19 protein-coding genes and 1 tRNA gene are annotated in these 16,461 nt (G+C 48.1%); 9 read left to right on the top strand and 11 right to left on the bottom strand.

What is annotated here, in order from left to right; all coding sequences use genetic code 11:
• Positions 1-518: 518 nt before the first annotated feature.
• Together RM811_RS07115 and RM811_RS07120 are read left to right on the top strand one after the other, a co-directional pair.
• The gene (locus RM811_RS07115) at positions 519-896 is read left to right on the top strand and encodes a VOC family protein (protein WP_402522294.1); all 378 of its coding nucleotides are present in this window, start codon (positions 519-521) and stop codon (positions 894-896) included.
• 128 nt (positions 897-1,024) lie between these two features.
• Positions 1,025-1,100: transfer RNA gene (locus RM811_RS07120), tRNA-His, on the top strand.
• Between the two features lie 36 nt (positions 1,101-1,136).
• Here RM811_RS07120 and RM811_RS07125 read toward each other — a convergent pair.
• Positions 1,137-2,714 (bottom strand): FGGY-family carbohydrate kinase, encoded by a 1,578-nt coding sequence (locus RM811_RS07125; protein ID WP_402522296.1) that lies wholly within the window; start codon positions 2,712-2,714, stop codon positions 1,137-1,139.
• Positions 2,715-2,805: 91 nt separating this feature from the next.
• On the opposite strand from RM811_RS07125, the gene RM811_RS07130 reads away from it, so the two are divergent.
• Complete coding sequence (locus tag RM811_RS07130; RefSeq protein WP_402522299.1) at positions 2,806-3,513, top strand: glycerophosphodiester phosphodiesterase family protein; 708 nt, start codon at positions 2,806-2,808, stop codon at positions 3,511-3,513.
• Positions 3,514-3,547: 34 nt separating this feature from the next.
• Here RM811_RS07130 and RM811_RS07135 read toward each other — a convergent pair whose 3' ends face one another.
• Both RM811_RS07135 and yjgA read right to left on the bottom strand, forming a co-directional pair.
• The gene (locus tag RM811_RS07135; protein ID WP_402522301.1) at positions 3,548-3,703 is read right to left on the bottom strand and encodes a hypothetical protein; all 156 of its coding nucleotides are present in this window, start codon (positions 3,701-3,703) and stop codon (positions 3,548-3,550) included.
• A 121-nt stretch (positions 3,704-3,824) separates the two neighbouring features.
• A complete protein-coding gene (yjgA, locus tag RM811_RS07140) occupies positions 3,825-4,367 on the bottom strand; it encodes a ribosome biogenesis factor YjgA (protein WP_402522302.1) in 543 nt (180 codons plus the stop codon).
• A 220-nt stretch (positions 4,368-4,587) separates the two neighbouring features.
• On the opposite strand from yjgA, the gene pmbA reads away from it, so the two are divergent.
• The 5 genes from pmbA (at position 4,588) to RM811_RS07165 (ending at position 7,761) form a co-directional block, all read left to right on the top strand.
• Positions 4,588-5,949 (top strand): metalloprotease PmbA, encoded by a 1,362-nt coding sequence (pmbA, locus tag RM811_RS07145; protein WP_402522304.1) that lies wholly within the window; start codon positions 4,588-4,590, stop codon positions 5,947-5,949.
• A 222-nt stretch (positions 5,950-6,171) separates the two neighbouring features.
• The gene (locus tag RM811_RS07150; protein WP_402522306.1) at positions 6,172-6,558 is read left to right on the top strand and encodes a hypothetical protein; all 387 of its coding nucleotides are present in this window, start codon (positions 6,172-6,174) and stop codon (positions 6,556-6,558) included.
• On the top strand, positions 6,542-6,856 hold the full coding sequence (locus RM811_RS07155) for a type II toxin-antitoxin system HicB family antitoxin (RefSeq protein WP_402522308.1): 315 nt from the start codon (positions 6,542-6,544) through the stop codon (positions 6,854-6,856). The genes RM811_RS07150 and RM811_RS07155 overlap by 17 nt, the downstream gene beginning before the upstream one ends.
• Positions 6,857-7,138: 282 nt before the next feature.
• Entirely contained in the window at positions 7,139-7,369 is a 231-nt protein-coding gene (locus RM811_RS07160) for a type II toxin-antitoxin system Phd/YefM family antitoxin (protein ID WP_402522310.1), read from the top strand.
• Positions 7,366-7,761: a type II toxin-antitoxin system VapC family toxin gene (locus RM811_RS07165; RefSeq protein WP_402522312.1), complete on the top strand. Its 396-nt coding sequence runs from the start codon at positions 7,366-7,368 to the stop codon at positions 7,759-7,761. The genes RM811_RS07160 and RM811_RS07165 overlap by 4 nt, the downstream gene beginning before the upstream one ends.
• A gap of 44 nt (positions 7,762-7,805) precedes the next feature.
• Here the strand turns inward: RM811_RS07165 and mgtE are convergent, their stop codons facing one another.
• The 3 genes from mgtE to rapZ form a co-directional block, all read right to left on the bottom strand.
• Positions 7,806-9,164: a magnesium transporter gene (gene mgtE, locus RM811_RS07170; RefSeq protein WP_402522314.1), complete on the bottom strand. Its 1,359-nt coding sequence runs from the start codon at positions 9,162-9,164 to the stop codon at positions 7,806-7,808.
• A 115-nt stretch (positions 9,165-9,279) separates the two neighbouring features.
• A complete protein-coding gene (locus RM811_RS07175; protein WP_402522316.1) occupies positions 9,280-9,549 on the bottom strand; it encodes an HPr family phosphocarrier protein in 270 nt (89 codons plus the stop codon).
• Positions 9,549-10,406 carry an RNase adapter RapZ gene (gene rapZ, locus RM811_RS07180; protein WP_402522317.1) on the bottom strand — a complete coding sequence of 286 codons (858 nt, stop codon included), beginning with the start codon at positions 10,404-10,406 and terminating at the stop codon, positions 9,549-9,551. The genes RM811_RS07175 and rapZ overlap by 1 nt, the downstream gene beginning before the upstream one ends.
• A gap of 417 nt (positions 10,407-10,823) precedes the next feature.
• Between rapZ and RM811_RS07185 the strand changes: the two genes are divergently transcribed.
• Positions 10,824-11,990 (top strand): hypothetical protein, encoded by a 1,167-nt coding sequence (locus RM811_RS07185; RefSeq protein WP_402522319.1) that lies wholly within the window; start codon positions 10,824-10,826, stop codon positions 11,988-11,990.
• 292 nt (positions 11,991-12,282) lie between these two features.
• Here the strand turns inward: RM811_RS07185 and RM811_RS07190 are convergent, their stop codons facing one another.
• The 5 genes from RM811_RS07190 to lptA all read right to left on the bottom strand — a co-directional run.
• A complete protein-coding gene (locus tag RM811_RS07190; RefSeq protein ID WP_402522321.1) occupies positions 12,283-12,732 on the bottom strand; it encodes a PTS sugar transporter subunit IIA in 450 nt (149 codons plus the stop codon).
• A gap of 24 nt (positions 12,733-12,756) precedes the next feature.
• Entirely contained in the window at positions 12,757-13,071 is a 315-nt protein-coding gene (gene hpf / locus RM811_RS07195; RefSeq protein WP_402522323.1) for a ribosome hibernation-promoting factor, HPF/YfiA family, read from the bottom strand.
• A gap of 238 nt (positions 13,072-13,309) precedes the next feature.
• Complete coding sequence (locus RM811_RS07200) at positions 13,310-14,773, bottom strand: RNA polymerase factor sigma-54 (protein WP_402522325.1); 1,464 nt, start codon at positions 14,771-14,773, stop codon at positions 13,310-13,312.
• A 480-nt stretch (positions 14,774-15,253) separates the two neighbouring features.
• Positions 15,254-15,979 carry an LPS export ABC transporter ATP-binding protein gene (lptB, locus tag RM811_RS07205; RefSeq protein WP_402522327.1) on the bottom strand — a complete coding sequence of 242 codons (726 nt, stop codon included), beginning with the start codon at positions 15,977-15,979 and terminating at the stop codon, positions 15,254-15,256.
• An 84-nt stretch (positions 15,980-16,063) separates the two neighbouring features.
• Positions 16,064-16,461: lipopolysaccharide transport periplasmic protein LptA (gene lptA / locus RM811_RS07210; protein ID WP_402522330.1), on the bottom strand; the 398-nt coding region annotated here is incomplete at its 5' end.

Below are 16,461 nucleotides of genomic sequence, written 5' to 3' on the forward strand. Positions count from 1 at the left end.
AAACCCTCCTCGCTCCCACGCTTTTAGGCCCTGTGGGTCCTGCGTGGTAGCGCCAGGACCCAACCACAGACACGATTCCTGTGGTTGGCTATGCATTCCCACGCAGAGCGTGGGAACGAGGTTCAAACCCTCCTCGCTCCCACGCTTTTAGGCCCTGTGGGTCCTGCGTGGTAGCGCCAGGACCCAACCACAGACACGATTCCTGTGGTTGGCTATGCATTCCCACGCAGAGCGTGGGAACGAGGTTCCTGGTGGGTTTTGCAACAGCCTCCTTCGCGGGAATGACGGTTGGGTATTAATTCTTCCTTTTGCGACAACCTCCTTCGCGGGATGACGATGGTATATTCTTGATTGCAGCTTCCCTTAGTTGCAAAAATCATCCTGGTAGATTACTTCTAGTGAGATAGACCTTTATAATTCCATTGAAACTTTTAGCTGCCTGCTGAAACCCTTGGATGCTCGTAGCATCCGGGATGGGCGCGTCAGAACCGGATACAAGTCAGGCCAGAGGTTAAACCATGGAAATAACGCTGAACCATACAATCGTCCCGGCCCACGATAAAGTTGCGTCAGCCAGATTCTACGAGCGAATCTTCGGGTTTCAGTTTTTGCAGGTATGGAAGGGCTTTGCCGTATTAAAGGTGAACAGCACATTAACACTGGACTTTCGGGATGCGACGGGCTTTTCATCACTCCACTATGCCTTCAAGGTGACAGATCGACAGTTTGATGAAATTCTCGGGCGTATCCGGGCAGAAAACAGGGCTTATGGCAGTGGTCCGGCCTCTGTTGATAACGACGAGATAAACCACAGTTATGGTGGCCGTGGTGTTTACTTCAAAGACCCCAATGGTCATGTGCTTGAAATCATAACGGCTGATTATATTCTGGATTAAAGACGTACTCTCAAACTTAAGATAGTCGAAGAAAAAAAGCAGATGACGCTTGCATGCTGAACAGGTTTCCTTATAATCAGCCGCGCTGGTGAGGGATGACATTCTTCTCTTTAGGTCAGTACAAGATGGTGGGCGTAGCTCAGTTGGCAGAGCTCCGGATTGTGATTCCGGCGGTCGAGGGTTCAAGCCCCTTCGCCCACCCCATCTTCCCCTTCTTTTGTAAATCGCTTATCCCCTCTCTTATTTTTCCCATGATTTCTGGCATGTTTTCATTTTCAGAAATGTGTCGTATTTCATCTCATAGAACCCGTGAAGCTGCTTGTCAGGCTCTATGACCGAGTTATAACGACTCATGGCTCTCATGGCATCTTCAATAGTTTCATAGATACCAGCCGCCACCGCTCCGGTAATTGCGCCCGATAATAGCATTGCTTCTTTTTCTTCCGGAATCGCTGCAGGGATATTAAGGATATTAATGTGTTCTGTTAGCAGGACAGGGTTTTTTGCCAGCCCTCCAGTGGGTATTAATAATTGAAAATGATACCCGGCCTTTTTGAGCTTCTCCAGCCGGTAGCGGGCATCCAGGGCAAGAGCCTGAACGGTAGCAAGATAGGTGATAGCCAACGACTGATGACTTTTATCCAGCGTTAGTCCTGTTATCATTCCATGCAGTGGCTGATCAGTTTCAGTACTATCGAAATAAGGGAGCAAGTGAAGATTGGCAGTGAGTTGGCTGACATCTTCAGAGTATTCAGTCTTATTTTTACCGGCCAGCTCGAAAAGAATCTGGTTCAGGTATTCATAGACGCTGATACCCAGGCTTACCGATATCTCATAAATGGAGCTGTAGGCGGGATGAGAGGTGATGATGTGATCAATCAGTGCTCCAGCCGCAGTTTGTCGGCTATATATAAGATAATAGTCGTTTAGTGCTGAAGGGTATGGCCCATCTGCTCCGTTGCAGATAAGAGCGTCCCTGCTAAAGGTAACGTAGTTAGAAGACGTTCCGCCAACAAAGCTGATTCTCTGGGTAATACAATCCAGTGATAGTTGATTGGTGTGGCTGTCAGACGCCAGTATGGTGGCGATCGTACCGCCATAGGCATCAATTATTCCTGTGGCAACGGGCGTTCCGGCTTTCAGGTTTAACAAACCTGCAACGTTTTGGCTCAGGCCGTTGCCAATCGGGGAGCCAATACTCAGAGTTTCTCCCTGAAATCTATCTTCAATATCAATATTTAATCTGGATGCTGCTTCTTTGGTGAAAATGCCGCTGGTTGAGGTGGGCGTTCTGGTCAGACAGTCCGTAAGTTTCCATGTCAGGTAATCGTAGAGATCAATAATGCAGGCGGTATTTTGCCAGGTTCCGTGGGCGCACTGGAAAAGCCAGAGTAACTTGCTTGCGTTGCTTTTAGCGTTGATTTCGGAGCCTCTGTGAGCAAATAATCCGGGATATTCTTTGGTAAGGAGTGCCGCCTGTTGGCTGGCCCGGCTATCCATCCATCCAAACGTGTTGGCTCGATGGCTTTCTGGTAAAAGCACCGGCTGCATCTGTTGATCCAACAGTACTATTGAGTAGGTTGTGTCGAGTCCGATGGCTATAACATCTGTCTGGTTGACTGGGTGCTCAGTAATCAATCGGTTGACGCAGGTTACCAGTGCTTCCCAGATGTTTTCTGAGAAAAATTCCATGGTATTTGCGGTTTTCCAGATCAAGAGAGGCTCTTCATCATGGGCAAGAATATGCCCTTTCAGTGAAACAAAAGCACTGCGCAAACTGTGAGTGCCAACATCGATACTGAGTAAAACCGGCCGCATCTGTGTTAATGTCCTTACAACAGGGGGTCAGCTAAGAATAGCCCTGTTCCGGCGTTTGGTTTGGTTCTTATAAGTTGAGGCCATCATGAGAATGAGCAGGGTGATAGGGCATCGGGGCCTTGCCGGGGAAGCTCCGGAAAATACCCTTGCCGGTATTCGAATGGCAGCTGAACAGAAGTTGGCGTGGATAGAAGTTGATGTCACTCTGCTTGGCGATGGAACACCTGTGCTTTTCCATGACCGAAGGTTAAACCGCACCACGGATAAAAAAGGCAGGCTGAGTTCACTGACGCACTTGCAACTGGCAGACATTGACGCCGGGAGCTGGTTCTCAGAACAATTTGCCGGTGAAAGGATTCCTCAACTGGCTGAAGCCCTGATCTTAATTAAAGAGCTTGGACTTGGTCTGAACCTTGAGTTGAAAACCAATGGTTGTTCAGAATCGGCTCTGGTAGCTGCAGTGTTGCAGGCAATAGAAGATGTGGATTTCCCGAAGGACAGGTTACTGGTCTCCAGCTTTAACTATGGGGCTCTGGTTGTATTGTCATCCCATGCTGATGTTCAGGTTGGCTGTTTGTTTGAACGGTTGCCGGTTAACTGGCGAAAGAAAGCCCTGAAGGTCAATGCGGTAGCAATTCACTTGAATAGCAAGCGAGTATCACAGGCGCAAGTGACAAAGGTAAAAGCAGCAGGGTATGAACTCTACTGTTATACCGTGAACTCTCTGGATACATCAAAGCGGCTGACTGATTGGGGCGTTAATGGGATTTTCTCTGATTTCTCCCGTGGTTTTGTTTGATCGTAAAAGATGAAATCAGGTCTATTCTTTTTCTTTAAATGTAATCGTCTTTTTTCTCCAAAAGCAGGAGTGGATGATTGACCTGTTGAGTGACGTTTAACAAGCCAGTTCTGTCCTTACAGGAGGGTTCACGTCTATGCAGGTTGAAGCTTTCAATAGCACCGTCTTTGCCTTCAGATGAAATGTACATCTGGGTGCAGCAGGGCTCCCGGGAGGAACCCCCGGGTTGAACGAAAAAACATAAAAAACGCTCCAGCCAGAATTCTGAAAGTTGTGACGAACAGGCTGGAGGGTTTCTGATTTAAATGACCTTACAGCGCGTCCACTTCCCGAAGGTACTTGAACAACTTTCTTGAAGCAGCAGGCGGTTTATCCTGTGTGGCTTCTTTCTGGGCATTACGAACCAGTTGACGAATATGCTGGTGATCCGCAGCCGGATATTGCTCCAGATATTTGGTCATGGACGTATGGTGCTCATCATCACTGATTAGCTGGTCACGCCAGCGCTCCAGTTGATGGAACCGACGGTTGTACTCTTCACTGGAGGAGTCCAGTTGATTGAGTAGCGACAACACGGGCTCAATATCCTGATCGGCCAGTAGCTTGCCAAGAAAACCAAGGTGACGTTTTTTGGCATTATGGCTGTTAATACGTTTGCTTTCGTCCAGTGCCGCGCGAAGTCGATCATTCAGTGGTAACTTATCCAGCAGCGCTGGCTTAAGCTCTATCAGACGGGCACCGATAATTTTCAGCTCATCCATGTCCCGCTTCAGTTCAGATTTGCTGACAATGATGATTTCTTCGGTTTCTTCATCGTCCCAGGATTCCTGAATACGACGTTTCTTTTTACTCATAAGGATTGCCATTAATGGGAATCTGCAGTGTTCATAAAGTTCTGAATTATGATTAAGCAGTTCCACAGGTAGAAAAATAGATACAATTCTTAGTATTTTACTTCAGAATGCTTGTCAATAGTGATGTTTTTCCCATGCATTTTATGGAATAACCCATGGGTGCATTCTTTGTCTGTCAGCGGCACAATACAGAGATAAACAAAACAAGGTAGGTGGAATCATGGGCGAATTTTCCAACGCAGTACTGGATCCACGTAGCGAAGAGAGCAGGCTGAAAGCTCTGGCCAGCGATATTCTTGATGAGGCTGCCAAACAGGGGGCTGATCATTGTGAGGTGGGCATCAGTCTGGATACGGGTTTATCGGCCAGTGTCCGGATGGGCGATGTTGAGACGGTTGAATTTAATCGTGACCAGGGGTTTGGTATTACGGTCTACCTGGGTAAGCGAAAAGGTTCGGCCAGTACCTCCGACAGCAGTCCGAACGCCATCCGGGAAACCGTTAAGGCCGCCTGTGATATTGCCCGCTATACCTCGGAAGATCCCTATGCAGGCCTTGCAGAAAAGGCGCTGATGGCTGATGGGGCTTCGTTGCCAGACCTGGATATCTACCACCCATGGGGCATTGATGCCCAGCAGGCTATTGACCTTGCCATGCAATGTGAAGATGCCGGTCGCTCCTTCAGTAATAAAATTATTAACTCTGATGGTGCCAGTGTCTCCAGTCATCAGGGCTGCCGTGTTTATGGTAATAGTCATGGCTTTATTGGTAGCTATGTTTCCAGTCGTCACAGTCTGAGTGCGGTGTTGATTGGTATGCAGGGCGAGGAGATGCAGCGGGATTACTGGTACACCGTAAACCGTGATGCCAGTGAACTGGAAAAAGCCATAGCCGTCGGGAAAAAGGCGGCGGAGCGAACCGTTCGACGGTTGGGCGGTCGTAAAGTGGGTACGGCGGAAGTGCCGGTACTCTTTGCCCCGGAAGTGGCTTCAGGTCTTATTGCTCATTTTCTCGGCGCGATCAGTGGTGGCAGCCTTTATCGTCAGGCCTCTTTCCTGCTGGACCATCTGGGTAAGCCGATTTTTCCTGAATGGATGCGTATCCATGAACAGCCATTGTTAAAAGGCATGCTTGGGTCTGCCAGTTTCGATAATGACGGGCTGGCGACCTATGCCAAGGACTTTATTACTGATGGTGTTTTACAGAATTACATTTTAAGTACGTACTCTGCCCGCAAGTTGGGGATGGACAGTACCGGTAATGCGGGTGGTGTTAATAACCTGTTTGTGGAAAGCAATGCGGGCGATCAGGATGAACTCCTGAAGCAAATGGGTACCGGTTTGCTGGTGACAGAGTTGATGGGGCAGGGGGTTAATACCGTGACTGGTGATTATTCCCGAGGTGCTGGTGGCTTCTGGGTAGAAAATGGTGAAATCCAGTTCCCGGTTTCTGAAGTCACCATTGCCGGTAATCTCAAGGATATTTATCGGAATATTGTTGCGGTGGGCAATGATGTGGATAAACGGGGTAATGTTCAGACAGGTTCTATTCTGATCAGTAATATGAAGCTGGCGGGCGAGTGATTTTGTAAGCCATAAAGCACAGGAATAGCGCAATTTTTTAATTTCCTTCCCTTGCCGCTGCCCTCAGCGGGCGGCATTGCTTTTTTGTTCCCAATCTGTACGACTGGATCTCAGCGGTTTCTCACTGCGAACAAGGTCGTCTGCAAAATTCCCGAACAGGTCTACAATTCTTTTCACAAGAGAAATCGTCTTTATTTGTATTTGTGATTGCGGTATGAATTTATGGAAGCTATTAATTTTTCGTTGGCATCTATTAGACACACTTTAGTGCTGTCATTGAATTCTGGAGTGGAAGAATCTGGCAGAATAGGAAGCTTGGCAAAGAAGTTTTGTCGTTGGTTAGTAACGCCTGCAGAAAGTATTTTTCCTTTCTGTCAGAGAATATATTTTAATCAGGATAACATTACGGTTTTTGATGGAAGGCTTAGAGGCATTTCAGACGATATCGCTCTATTACAATCCTCTGTTCAGACAAAAAAGAGCCGCAAGACAGAGGATTCACCATGCCCGTGTCAGGGGGCTTGTGTCGACCCACACAACTGTGGCTATCTACCAGAAAAGAAAGCTGAAGTTATAAGAAAAGGCACATTTCGTGATCAAATACCTTGAATGTCTGGGCTATCACGGCACCATCGAGCCCCAGATTGACGACGGTACGCTGTTTGGGAAAGTTGCTTTCATTCGTGACCTGATTACCTATGAAGCCAGCACACTGCCGAAGCTGATTAACGAGTTCCATCAATCAGTGGATGACTATCTTGAAGATTGCAGGGAGCTGGACAAGGAGCCCGATCAGCCATTCAAGGGGTCGCTGAATGTTCGCCTGGGCCAGGGCCTTCACCGGCAACTAGCTCCCGCTTTAAAAGTATCAATGCGTTTATCTGCGAAGCGGTCATTGAAAAGATAAAGCGCGACAATGACGATCAGGAAAAAATTATCAAGTTCAGAAAGCCCGGGCAGCCACCGGAAAGCACTGTCAATATCAACCAGTCTTAGGCTGGAACACCACTACCCTGGAACACCACTACCATAGTGCTGCGATACGCGATATTGCCTTGCTCCCATGCTCTGCGGTCGTCGCAAAAGGTCTCAGGACTCATTTCACAGGCACGTGAATACTCAGGCAGATAGCTACCCCTGCCGGAAGCCTGCTATATTGTACAATGTGCACGTACAATGAGAGGTGCTCATGGAGCAAATCAATATCAGTGAATTAAGGGCCAACCTGCTGAGTTACCTGAAAAAAGCTCAGTCAGGACAGCCATTTACGGTAACCTCCAATGGTGAGGTTCTGGCCACCATTGCTTCCCCAGATGCCCTGAAGCAGTCCGCGAGAGATGCTCTGGCTGAGCTGGCTCCAGATGCACAGGCTGAAGATATTCTGGCAAGCACCAGCGAGTCATGGGATGCCATGCAATGATTGTTCTGGATACCTGCGCCTTTATCTGGGATGCCCTCAGTCATAAAAAATTGACCAACAACGCAAAGCGGCAAATCATCCAGGCAGAACAAAAACAGCAACTGATGATTTGCGATATTACTCTCTGGGAAGTAGCCATGCTGGTGAGCAAAGGTCGCTTCACCATTGGCGTTTCAGCAAGCACTTTTTGCCAGCTTGCTATCCAGGCCCGGAATATCGAAGTTTTACCCATTACCCCGGACATTGCCGAACGCTCGGTCAGTTTTGATCATACGATCAATAACGACCCTGCTGACCGTTTGATTGCTGCGACCACGATTATACACGACGCTGCGCTGGTTACCGCGGATCATAACCTGAGAGAAAGTCCGCTGCTGAAAACCATCTGGTGACTGCTGTTTACTTTATTGAACCACTAATAACAGTGGTTCAAAGCCTATCCATAGAAAATCGTCGCCAGCCCGAGAAATGAGAAAAAGCCCACTACATCAGAAACGGTCGTCAGAATAATACTTCCAGCCAGCGCCGGATCGATATTTATTGATTTCAGCAAAACCGGTAGTGCTGCTCCGGTAATGACCGCAATGCTTAAATTAATCACCATGGCACAGGCAATGACCAGAGAAATAATCGGGTCGTCAAACCAGAACCAGACAATGATGGATACCAGTGTTGCCCAGAGCAGTCCGTTGAGAAAACCGGCGACCAGTTCCCGGCCCAATAACCACTTCAGATTGGTTTTGCTGATTTGTCCCAGCGCCATCCCCCGGATCACCAGAGTTAACGCCTGACTGCCAGCATTGCCACCCATTCCAGCAACAATAGGCATCAGTACGGCCAGGGCAACCACTTTATCAATGGTTTCCTGAAACAGACCAATGACGGATGCGGCAATAAAGGCAGTGATCAGGTTAACGCCCAGCCAGACAGCCCGGCGTCTGGCGGTTCGTAACGCGGGGGCGAAGGTATCTTCATCGTCATCAAGGCCCGCCATACTCATCATGGAGTGTTCGGCTTCTTCCCGGATAACATCCACTACATCATCAATGGTAATACGGCCAAGCAGCTTACCGCTTTCATTAACCACCGGGGCGGAAATCAGATCCTGACGTTCGAACAGCTGGGCAACCTGAGTGTCTTCCATGTCGGCAGGGATCGGGTCAAGGTCTGTTAACATGACGTCTCTGACTGTGGCGCCGGGGTCGGTGGTGAGCAATACAGTAAGCGGCAGTCGACCGATATATTCATCACGACGGTTAACCACCAGAAGGCTGTCTGTGGTGTCAGGGATATTTTCATGTCGACGCAGATATCGAAGAACAACATCCACGGTATTATTAGGGCGAACCGTAATGGTGTCGGTGTTCATCAGGCCGCCAGCAGAATCTTCCGGATAGGCCAGAACGGCCTCAACCCGTTGTCGGTCCTGGCTGTTCATGGTGTCCAGAACCTGACGGGTTATGGTACCGGGAAGTTGCTGCAGAAGATCCGCTATGTCATCGACATCCTGCCCTTCGGTGATCGCTTTCAGCTCGGCAATGTTCATCTGGTCGAGAAAGAACTGGCGAACATCTTCACTTAGCTCTTGAAGTACATCGCCTTCCTGTTCCCGATCCACCAGTCGCCATAACAGGCTGCGGAGCTTTGGCGGGGACGATTCAAGCAGGTGTGCAGTATCAGCAGGGGGCAATGTATTCAGCATGGTGCGTAACTCTGAAGAAACACCATGCTCAAGCGCATCATTGAGTTTTTTAAGCTCGGCTTCACCGATGCTCAATTGCAGCTGCTGGGCCATTATTATCTGCCTGAGTGGGTTCTGGATATCGGGTTATAAAACCAGAGATCCAGTGAAAATGGAGAATGGTCTCTTATTGTATGTGCAGAGGCTATCCCCTGGTAAGGGGGGGCGGTTATTCTTCTTCACCAAAGCGATCATCGATCAGCTTACACAGTGCCAGACAGGCTGCCTTCTCGTCCTGACCATCACAATGAAGCTCCAGTTCGGAGCCCAGTCCCGCCGCCAGCATCATAACTGCCATAATACTTTTGCCATCGACCTTTCGGCCATTGAATTCAATTTCAATCTGGCTGGCAAAAGCGGATGACGTGGAAACAAATTTTGATGCCGCCCGGGCATGTAAGCCCAGTTTGTTAATAATTCTTTTCCGATAGGTAATCATTATTCGTGAAGCTCTCTGTGTCTGACCTGAACCCGCTCCAGGGTATTGGCAAATGAATCTCCCAGTGTTTTACCAATATAGACCGAACGGTGCTGACCGCCGGTGCAGCCTATGGCCACGGTCATGTAGCTGCGCTGGGCAGTTTCGAACCGGGGGAGCCACTTCTCAACAAAAGCACTGATGTCATCAATCATCTCAATGACATCCGGTTCGTCTTTCAGGAATTCAATGACCGGTGTTTCCAGGCCGGTATGCACTCTCAGAGCCTCATCCCAGTACGGGTTGGGGAGGCAGCGTACATCAAAAATAAAATCGGCATCAGAGGGGATGCCATTTTTAAAGCCAAAGGATTGAAAGAGTACGGTCATCCCCATCTTCTGGTCATCACAGAATTCCTGTTTGACCTGGTCGCGGAGCTGATGAACCGATAGTGGCGTGGTGTCGATTTTCAGGTCAGCGGATACCAGTACGGGTTTCAGCAGTTTTTTCTCTTTTTCAATGGCCTCTCTCAGGGATATCTGGTCGTTACTGAGGGGGTGCTTTCTGCGGGTAGCACTGTAGCGACTGACCAGTTTATCACTGGCGGTAGTCAGATAGAGTACCTTGCAGTCAATGCCTTTCTTTTTCAGGTTGGCCAGCAGCTCCGGGAAATTTTTCAGTGTTCCCGGCAGGTTCCGGATATCAATACTGACCGCCATTTTTGGCTGTTCCTGATGAGATCCTTTCAGGGTATCTGGCAGCTGGCTCAGCATGCTGGCAGGCAGGTTGTCGACGCAATAAAACCCTTCATCCTCAAGGGTATGTAAGGCAGAGCTTTTTCCCGAGCCTGATCGCCCACTGATAATGATAAGTTTCATGGCTGCTCCTTTCTGCTTTCCAAGCGTTGGCATATTTATGCACTACGAGTATTGTCGGGTGGCTTCTTCACTATTAAAGCAACTTTTTGTCAATTAGCCTACCGGGAGTTTCAAGGTTTTCGGATTGGAAAAATATTCGTATCGTCAATTAACTTGATCAAGGGTTACTACTAAAGTCGCAGGAGATCCCCGGATATTTTGTCAGGTGGTTATTTAAATAACGGTTTTTTATTTTTTATTCATACCTTCAAGGCAATGATTCTTATGGTTTGTTAGTTATGTTGACACTGCTGTTATTAACTAAATAGAAAGTTAAGCATATGGTTTACAGCGACAAGGGGGTTTGAAAGGAATTACTAAAGACCCCTTGGAGGTGAATAAAACACAATCATTAATTAATGTTAAAGGAGTAACGTTATGTCATTACCAAATGTTGGAAATACTGGCCAAGCCATTTCTGCTGGTCAATCTGTCGGTACCCCGGTAAACCAGGGTAACAATAAGCAAGAGACGTCTTCGAGCTTTTTTGGGCGTGCTGTCTCGACGCTTTGGAGTGGTCTGACTTATATTCCCCGAAAAGTATTGTCTTATAGTCAGGGCAATGCACAGCCAGGATATTCAGAAACAGTATATCCAGAACAAAAAAGTCCTAGAATAAAGCCCTTGGACAACCCTATAGAAAAAGCAAGTTTTGTTTCGTCATTTGATCGTATGTGTAGAGACGCAGCTATTGACAGCAGTGTGGCTGTCTCCAAAGAAGCCATCCTGGCTGGGGAAGAAAGCCAAGAATATAGAGTAGCTTTAAGTCAGACCCGGCATTTAAACCATATGAAGTTTAAAACTAAAGAAGAAATGTCGATCCTGGAAAAATTTAAAGCGGGTTGTAAAAGGCTGAAAGATCGTATTGTGTCTGTGCCTGAGGCGGTATATAAAAAGATCGTACCTCTTAAAGTAAGTATAGCCTTCAGGAAGTTCTCGGACAAAATCGCAACCTCTGATTACAATCCTTTTAAAATCAGGGCCGCAGCTAAAGACTTAAAAGCTGCAAAAGAAGCACTGAAGCTTCGCACTCCAGTAATGGGGCCGTTGTATAGCAAGGTTGTTGAGCAGGCGAGGAAAATTCAGGCAGCTGAAGGTGTGGAAGGAAAAACACCTTACGACCGAGTGGATAATAAGGGTTGTGTCGGTGCGGAAAAAGCATTGAACTACGGCGACGAGCTTGCTTTTGGCCTTAACGGTGAAGATGCTTTGGACGCTTACGTTGAAACTTGTTTGGATAATGCCATTAAAAAAGCTGAAGGTGCTAAAGTGACTCCAGCGAGAACTGCTATTGAGAAGCTGGAGGCTAAGCTGCAGCAGAAGAATCAAGTTCAGCTTAAAGCAATGACCTCAAAGACAACTGATGAAGATCGTGCTCTTTACAAAGCTAACCAGAGGAATAACGCGAAAGTTGCCTTGATGATGCAGGGTGGAAAGACGACGTTTTTCTACGACTATGATCCTCAGAAGAATGGGGATGCTGTTAAGCTTGCTCGCAAAAAGGCTGAAAAGCTTGCAGCACTGCGGGCTAACAGGTCTGGTTAATTATGTTATCTTTCTGATTATTTAATCAGGCCACCACATTGTGGTGGTTTTTTTATGCACATGAATGTGCTGTATCCCAGAAACGCACGACTGTATGGATGCAGGAGTTAGAGTAACGCAGGAGCAGTTACCGAGGAGTGGTTTATGGGGTTGAAATTTGCACCTGGTTTTACGCGGCGCACGGCAATGCATAACGGCCCCTGGCACAAACGAAAGAGCCGGCGTAATAGTTGTTCTTGTGTTCTGATATAAAGGTTTGCCATCAATACAAAGAGCTTTAATCACCACTACTTTAATCACCACTAATAGAGTGATAGAGCATTTCACTATCGGTAGCCGAACGTATTTTCTCAAGCATTGACGCTGAATGAAAACGCTCTGCCAATGCCTTCAGAATTTCCAGGTGTTCCTGGTTTTCACCTTCCGGCACAATCAGTGCAAATACCAGGTCAACCGGCTTACGATCCACGGAATCGAAATCAATAGGTTCTGCCAGACGTATAAAGAGACCAACAGGTTCCGGACAGGCTTTACACCGACAGTGGGGAATGGCAACGCCTTCACCTAATCCGGTGGTGCCAAGCCGCTCCCGGGAGATCAGGGCTTCAAATAATTCTTTGGCATTAATCTCAGGGACTTCACTGCTGATGCGGTCAGCAATAAATTCCAGAATTTTCTTTTTGCTGACCCCGTGCACACCATCAAGGGTGCGCTCGGGGGTTAGGATGCGATGAATTTTCATGCTATTTAAGAATGGATACCGAAATCAAAGGGCATGGCCACTGGCACCCTGTTGCCTGTGCAGGGCTTTTTCTTTCTGTTTAACCAGCTGCCGATCCAACTTGTCCGAGAGCAGGTCAATGGCTGCGTACATGTCTTCGTGTTCGGCGGTGGCAACAATTTCGGCGCCGCGGGTATGCAGAATCGCCTCCACTTTCTGCGCCAGCTTTTCTACACTCAGGGTCACCTGTACATTGGTGATATGGTCAAAATGCGAACTAAGACGTTCCAGTTTCTTGATCACATAGTCGTGTAGAGCTTCTGTTACCTCGACATGATGTCCACTGATGTTGACTTGCATGTAACGCTCTCCTGATCCCATTTCCAGAAATCACCAGTTCGCGGGATTTTTCGTACTGGCTGTTTACTGAAAATGCCGTCTTTCTTGCTTCCTTATCTTCGATTGAAGGCAGGAACGGCATTTTCGCTCATGGCTGTTTTTTCGCTCAGGGCTGTATTTGATTCTAACACTGTCGATGCAGCTTGGAATGCCCTGAGGCAAAAAAACTATTCTTTGTACCGTTCTTTACAAGACACCTTCAGGGTGTCAGCTGTTTCCGCTCATTGGAGGGGGGGAACTTCATAGACTCACGGTATTTGGCAATCGTGCGTCGGGCGACCTTGATTCCCTGCTCTCCAAGTATGGCTGCGATTTTGTTGTCACTCAGTGGTTTTCGGGGGGGCTCTTCAGCAATCAATTTGCGAATATGTGCACGGATCGCCGTGGATGAGCACTCGCCACCGGCTTCAGTACTGACATGGCTTGAGAAAAAATACTTCAGCTCATAGACCCCCCGTGGGGTATGCAGGTATTTCTGGGTGGTAACCCGCGAAATGGTTGATTCATGCATGCCAACGGCCTCGGCAATATCTGCCAGTACCAGGGGCTTCATGGCTTCATCGCCTTTCTCAAGAAACTCCTGCTGGTAGGCAATAATCTGGCTGGCAACTTTCATCAGCGTTTCATTGCGGCTTTGTATATTCTTCAGGAACCACCGGGCTTCCTGAAGGTGGTTCTTCATAAAGACGTTGTCGCGGCTGTTGTTGGCTCTCTGAACCATGGACGCATAGTTATTATTGATGCGCAGTCTTGGCAGTGCATCGGAGTTCAGCTCAACGGTCCAGCGCTCTTTTATTTTCCGGACCGAGATGTCCGGGACCACATATTCCGCTTCTGATTGATCAATGGCATTTCCCGGCTTTGGGTTAAAGCTCTGAATCAGGCTCAACGCATCCCGTAGTTGATCTTCTTTCAGCCTGGCACGACGCATGATACGCGCATAGTCACGGGAGCCGAGAGATTCCAGGTGGAAGCTGATCAGTTTTACGGCATTTTGAAAATGAGGTGTTGATGGTGGCAGTTGTCGAAGTTGAACCAGCAGGCACTCTTTCAAATCCGTGCAGGCGCAGCCAACAGGGTCAAATTGTTGAATTCGGTGTTGCAGTACTTTTACCTCTTCGATCTCCAGCTCTTCCAGCGGGGATTGCAGAGAGACGAAGAGCTCGTCCAGAGAGCAGGTGAGATAACCGTTGGGGTTAACCGCTTCAATGAGGGCAAGACCTATAAGGCGATCCCGGTCACTCATGGGTGCCATATCCAGTTGCCATTCCAGGTGATCCTGAAGGGACTCTACGGATGATGATGTTGCCAGGGGATCGTAATCGTCATAGCTACTGCTGGCGGGCAGGCTGGAATAGACATCGTCCCAGGCAGAGTCTACCGGGAGTTCATTGGGAATACTTTCCGACCACTCTGCCATCTCCTGGGGCTCAGGCTCTGAGACTGTTTCACTCAGATCAAGAAGTTCTTCCTTTCCTTCACTGGTGGTGGACATCTCATCACTCTGGCTATCGTCAGGCTCCAGCATTGGATTGGACTCCAGAGCCTCCTGCATCTCCTGTTGAAGATCCAGTGTCGATAGTTGTAGCAGCCGGATAGCCTGTTGCAGCTGAGGCGTCATAGCCAGCTGCTGGCCCATCTTGAGCTGTAAGGAAGGCTTCATAGGCAACAGTATACCTTTACTTCGTTGTCCGTGGAGACTGCAGGTCGGCGACCTAATCCCAAAATTGATCAAATGGGTTGATCGCTGTCGAGTCGATATTAGCACGAATGCTTTTGCGACAACTCTCCATGTGTGGCTGATTATAAACCCATAGTCGTATCTGAAACCATAGCTGTAATAAAGTGTAGCGGTTCAGGATGATGGGTTCGATTGTGCTCTTTATTGTGAAAATGCGGTTATTCAGAGTTTGGCAGCCATTGGCCGGATTGGGGGAGGCGACACTTTCCGCTCAGGGTTTTTTTGTTCTGTATCAGGTTCTGTAGATAACCTTATGTCAACAGAATCTGGTGGTTTCCGTCTTACCAATTCGGTCAAAACGATGGTGATAATTGTTTAAAAAAAGTACCGAATCATTAGTTAGCACCGGTCAATTGCGAGATTTAAAAAGGCTGGGTATGCCAGCCTTTTTTGTAAGTCAGCTTACAAACTGAACTGATGGCCGAGGTATACATCCCGTACTGTCTGATTGGAAAGCACGGCATGACTATCGCCTTCCGCAATAATATGCCCTTCGCTGACTATATAAGCCTTCTCACAGATATCCAGAGTTTCCCGGACATTATGATCCGTAATTAAAACACCAATCCCCCGGTTTTGAAGGTGACGAATGATTGCCTTGATATCACCAACAGAGATGGGGTCGACACCGGCAAAAGGTTCATCCAGAAGAATAAACGTTGGGTCGGTGGCCAAGGCTCTGGCGATTTCAGCCCGCCGTCTTTCACCGCCGGAGAGCGCCATGCCGGCACTGTCCCGGATATGGCCAATATTGAACTCATCCAGCAGCGACTCCATTTTTTCAAGGCGCTGCTTTTTGTTGAGGTCTTTTCGGGTTTCCAGAATGGCCAGAATATTATTCCGGACACTGAGGCGGCGAAATATTGAGGCTTCCTGGGGGAGGTAGCCAATACCTGCCCGTGCACGGCTGTGCATTGCCTGGAACGTGAGATCCTGCTGGTCGATGCTGACTTTGCCACCGTCGGCCTTGACCAGGCCAACGATCATGTAAAAGCAGGTGGTTTTCCCTGCACCATTTGGGCCCAGAAGCCCTATGATCTGGCCGCTGTTGACCTGCAGAGAGACATCTTTGACAACGTCTCTGCCTTTATAGCTTTTGCTAAGATGTTCTGCCTTGAGGATTGCCATCCGGTTGTCTGTTAACCTGATAAAAAATGAAATTTGAAACAGTCGTCTTGAAACCGTTTTGAAACAGAAAGTAGCCTGAAAAGATCAGGGTTTGGTTTTAGTACTCTGTTGCTGTTTTGGTTGAATCACCATTTGTACCCGGCCACTTTCACCCAGACCCGGTGTACCTTTGGCGTTCACCGTTTGTTGAGCAAGATCGTAGTTGATTTTTTCACCTTTGAAGGTATCACCCTTTTGAGTAAGCTGGGCGTTTTTGATCAGCTCAATCTGGTCGCCGTTCACATCGTATCGGATGGTGTAACCCCAGGCCTGAACGGTTCCCTGCTCCCCGGGCTGGAGTGCTTCGTAATAAGCTCTGCCTTTATTACCCTGGGCAATAACTTTGGTCACTTCGCGCTCTTTGGTGTAGACAGTGATGATATCTCCGGTGATGCGTGTTGTACCCTGAGTCATCACCACATCACCACGGTAGACAGAAATCC

This window comes from Endozoicomonas sp. (genome assembly GCF_031844845.1).
Lineage (GTDB): Bacteria > Pseudomonadota > Gammaproteobacteria > Pseudomonadales > Endozoicomonadaceae > Endozoicomonas.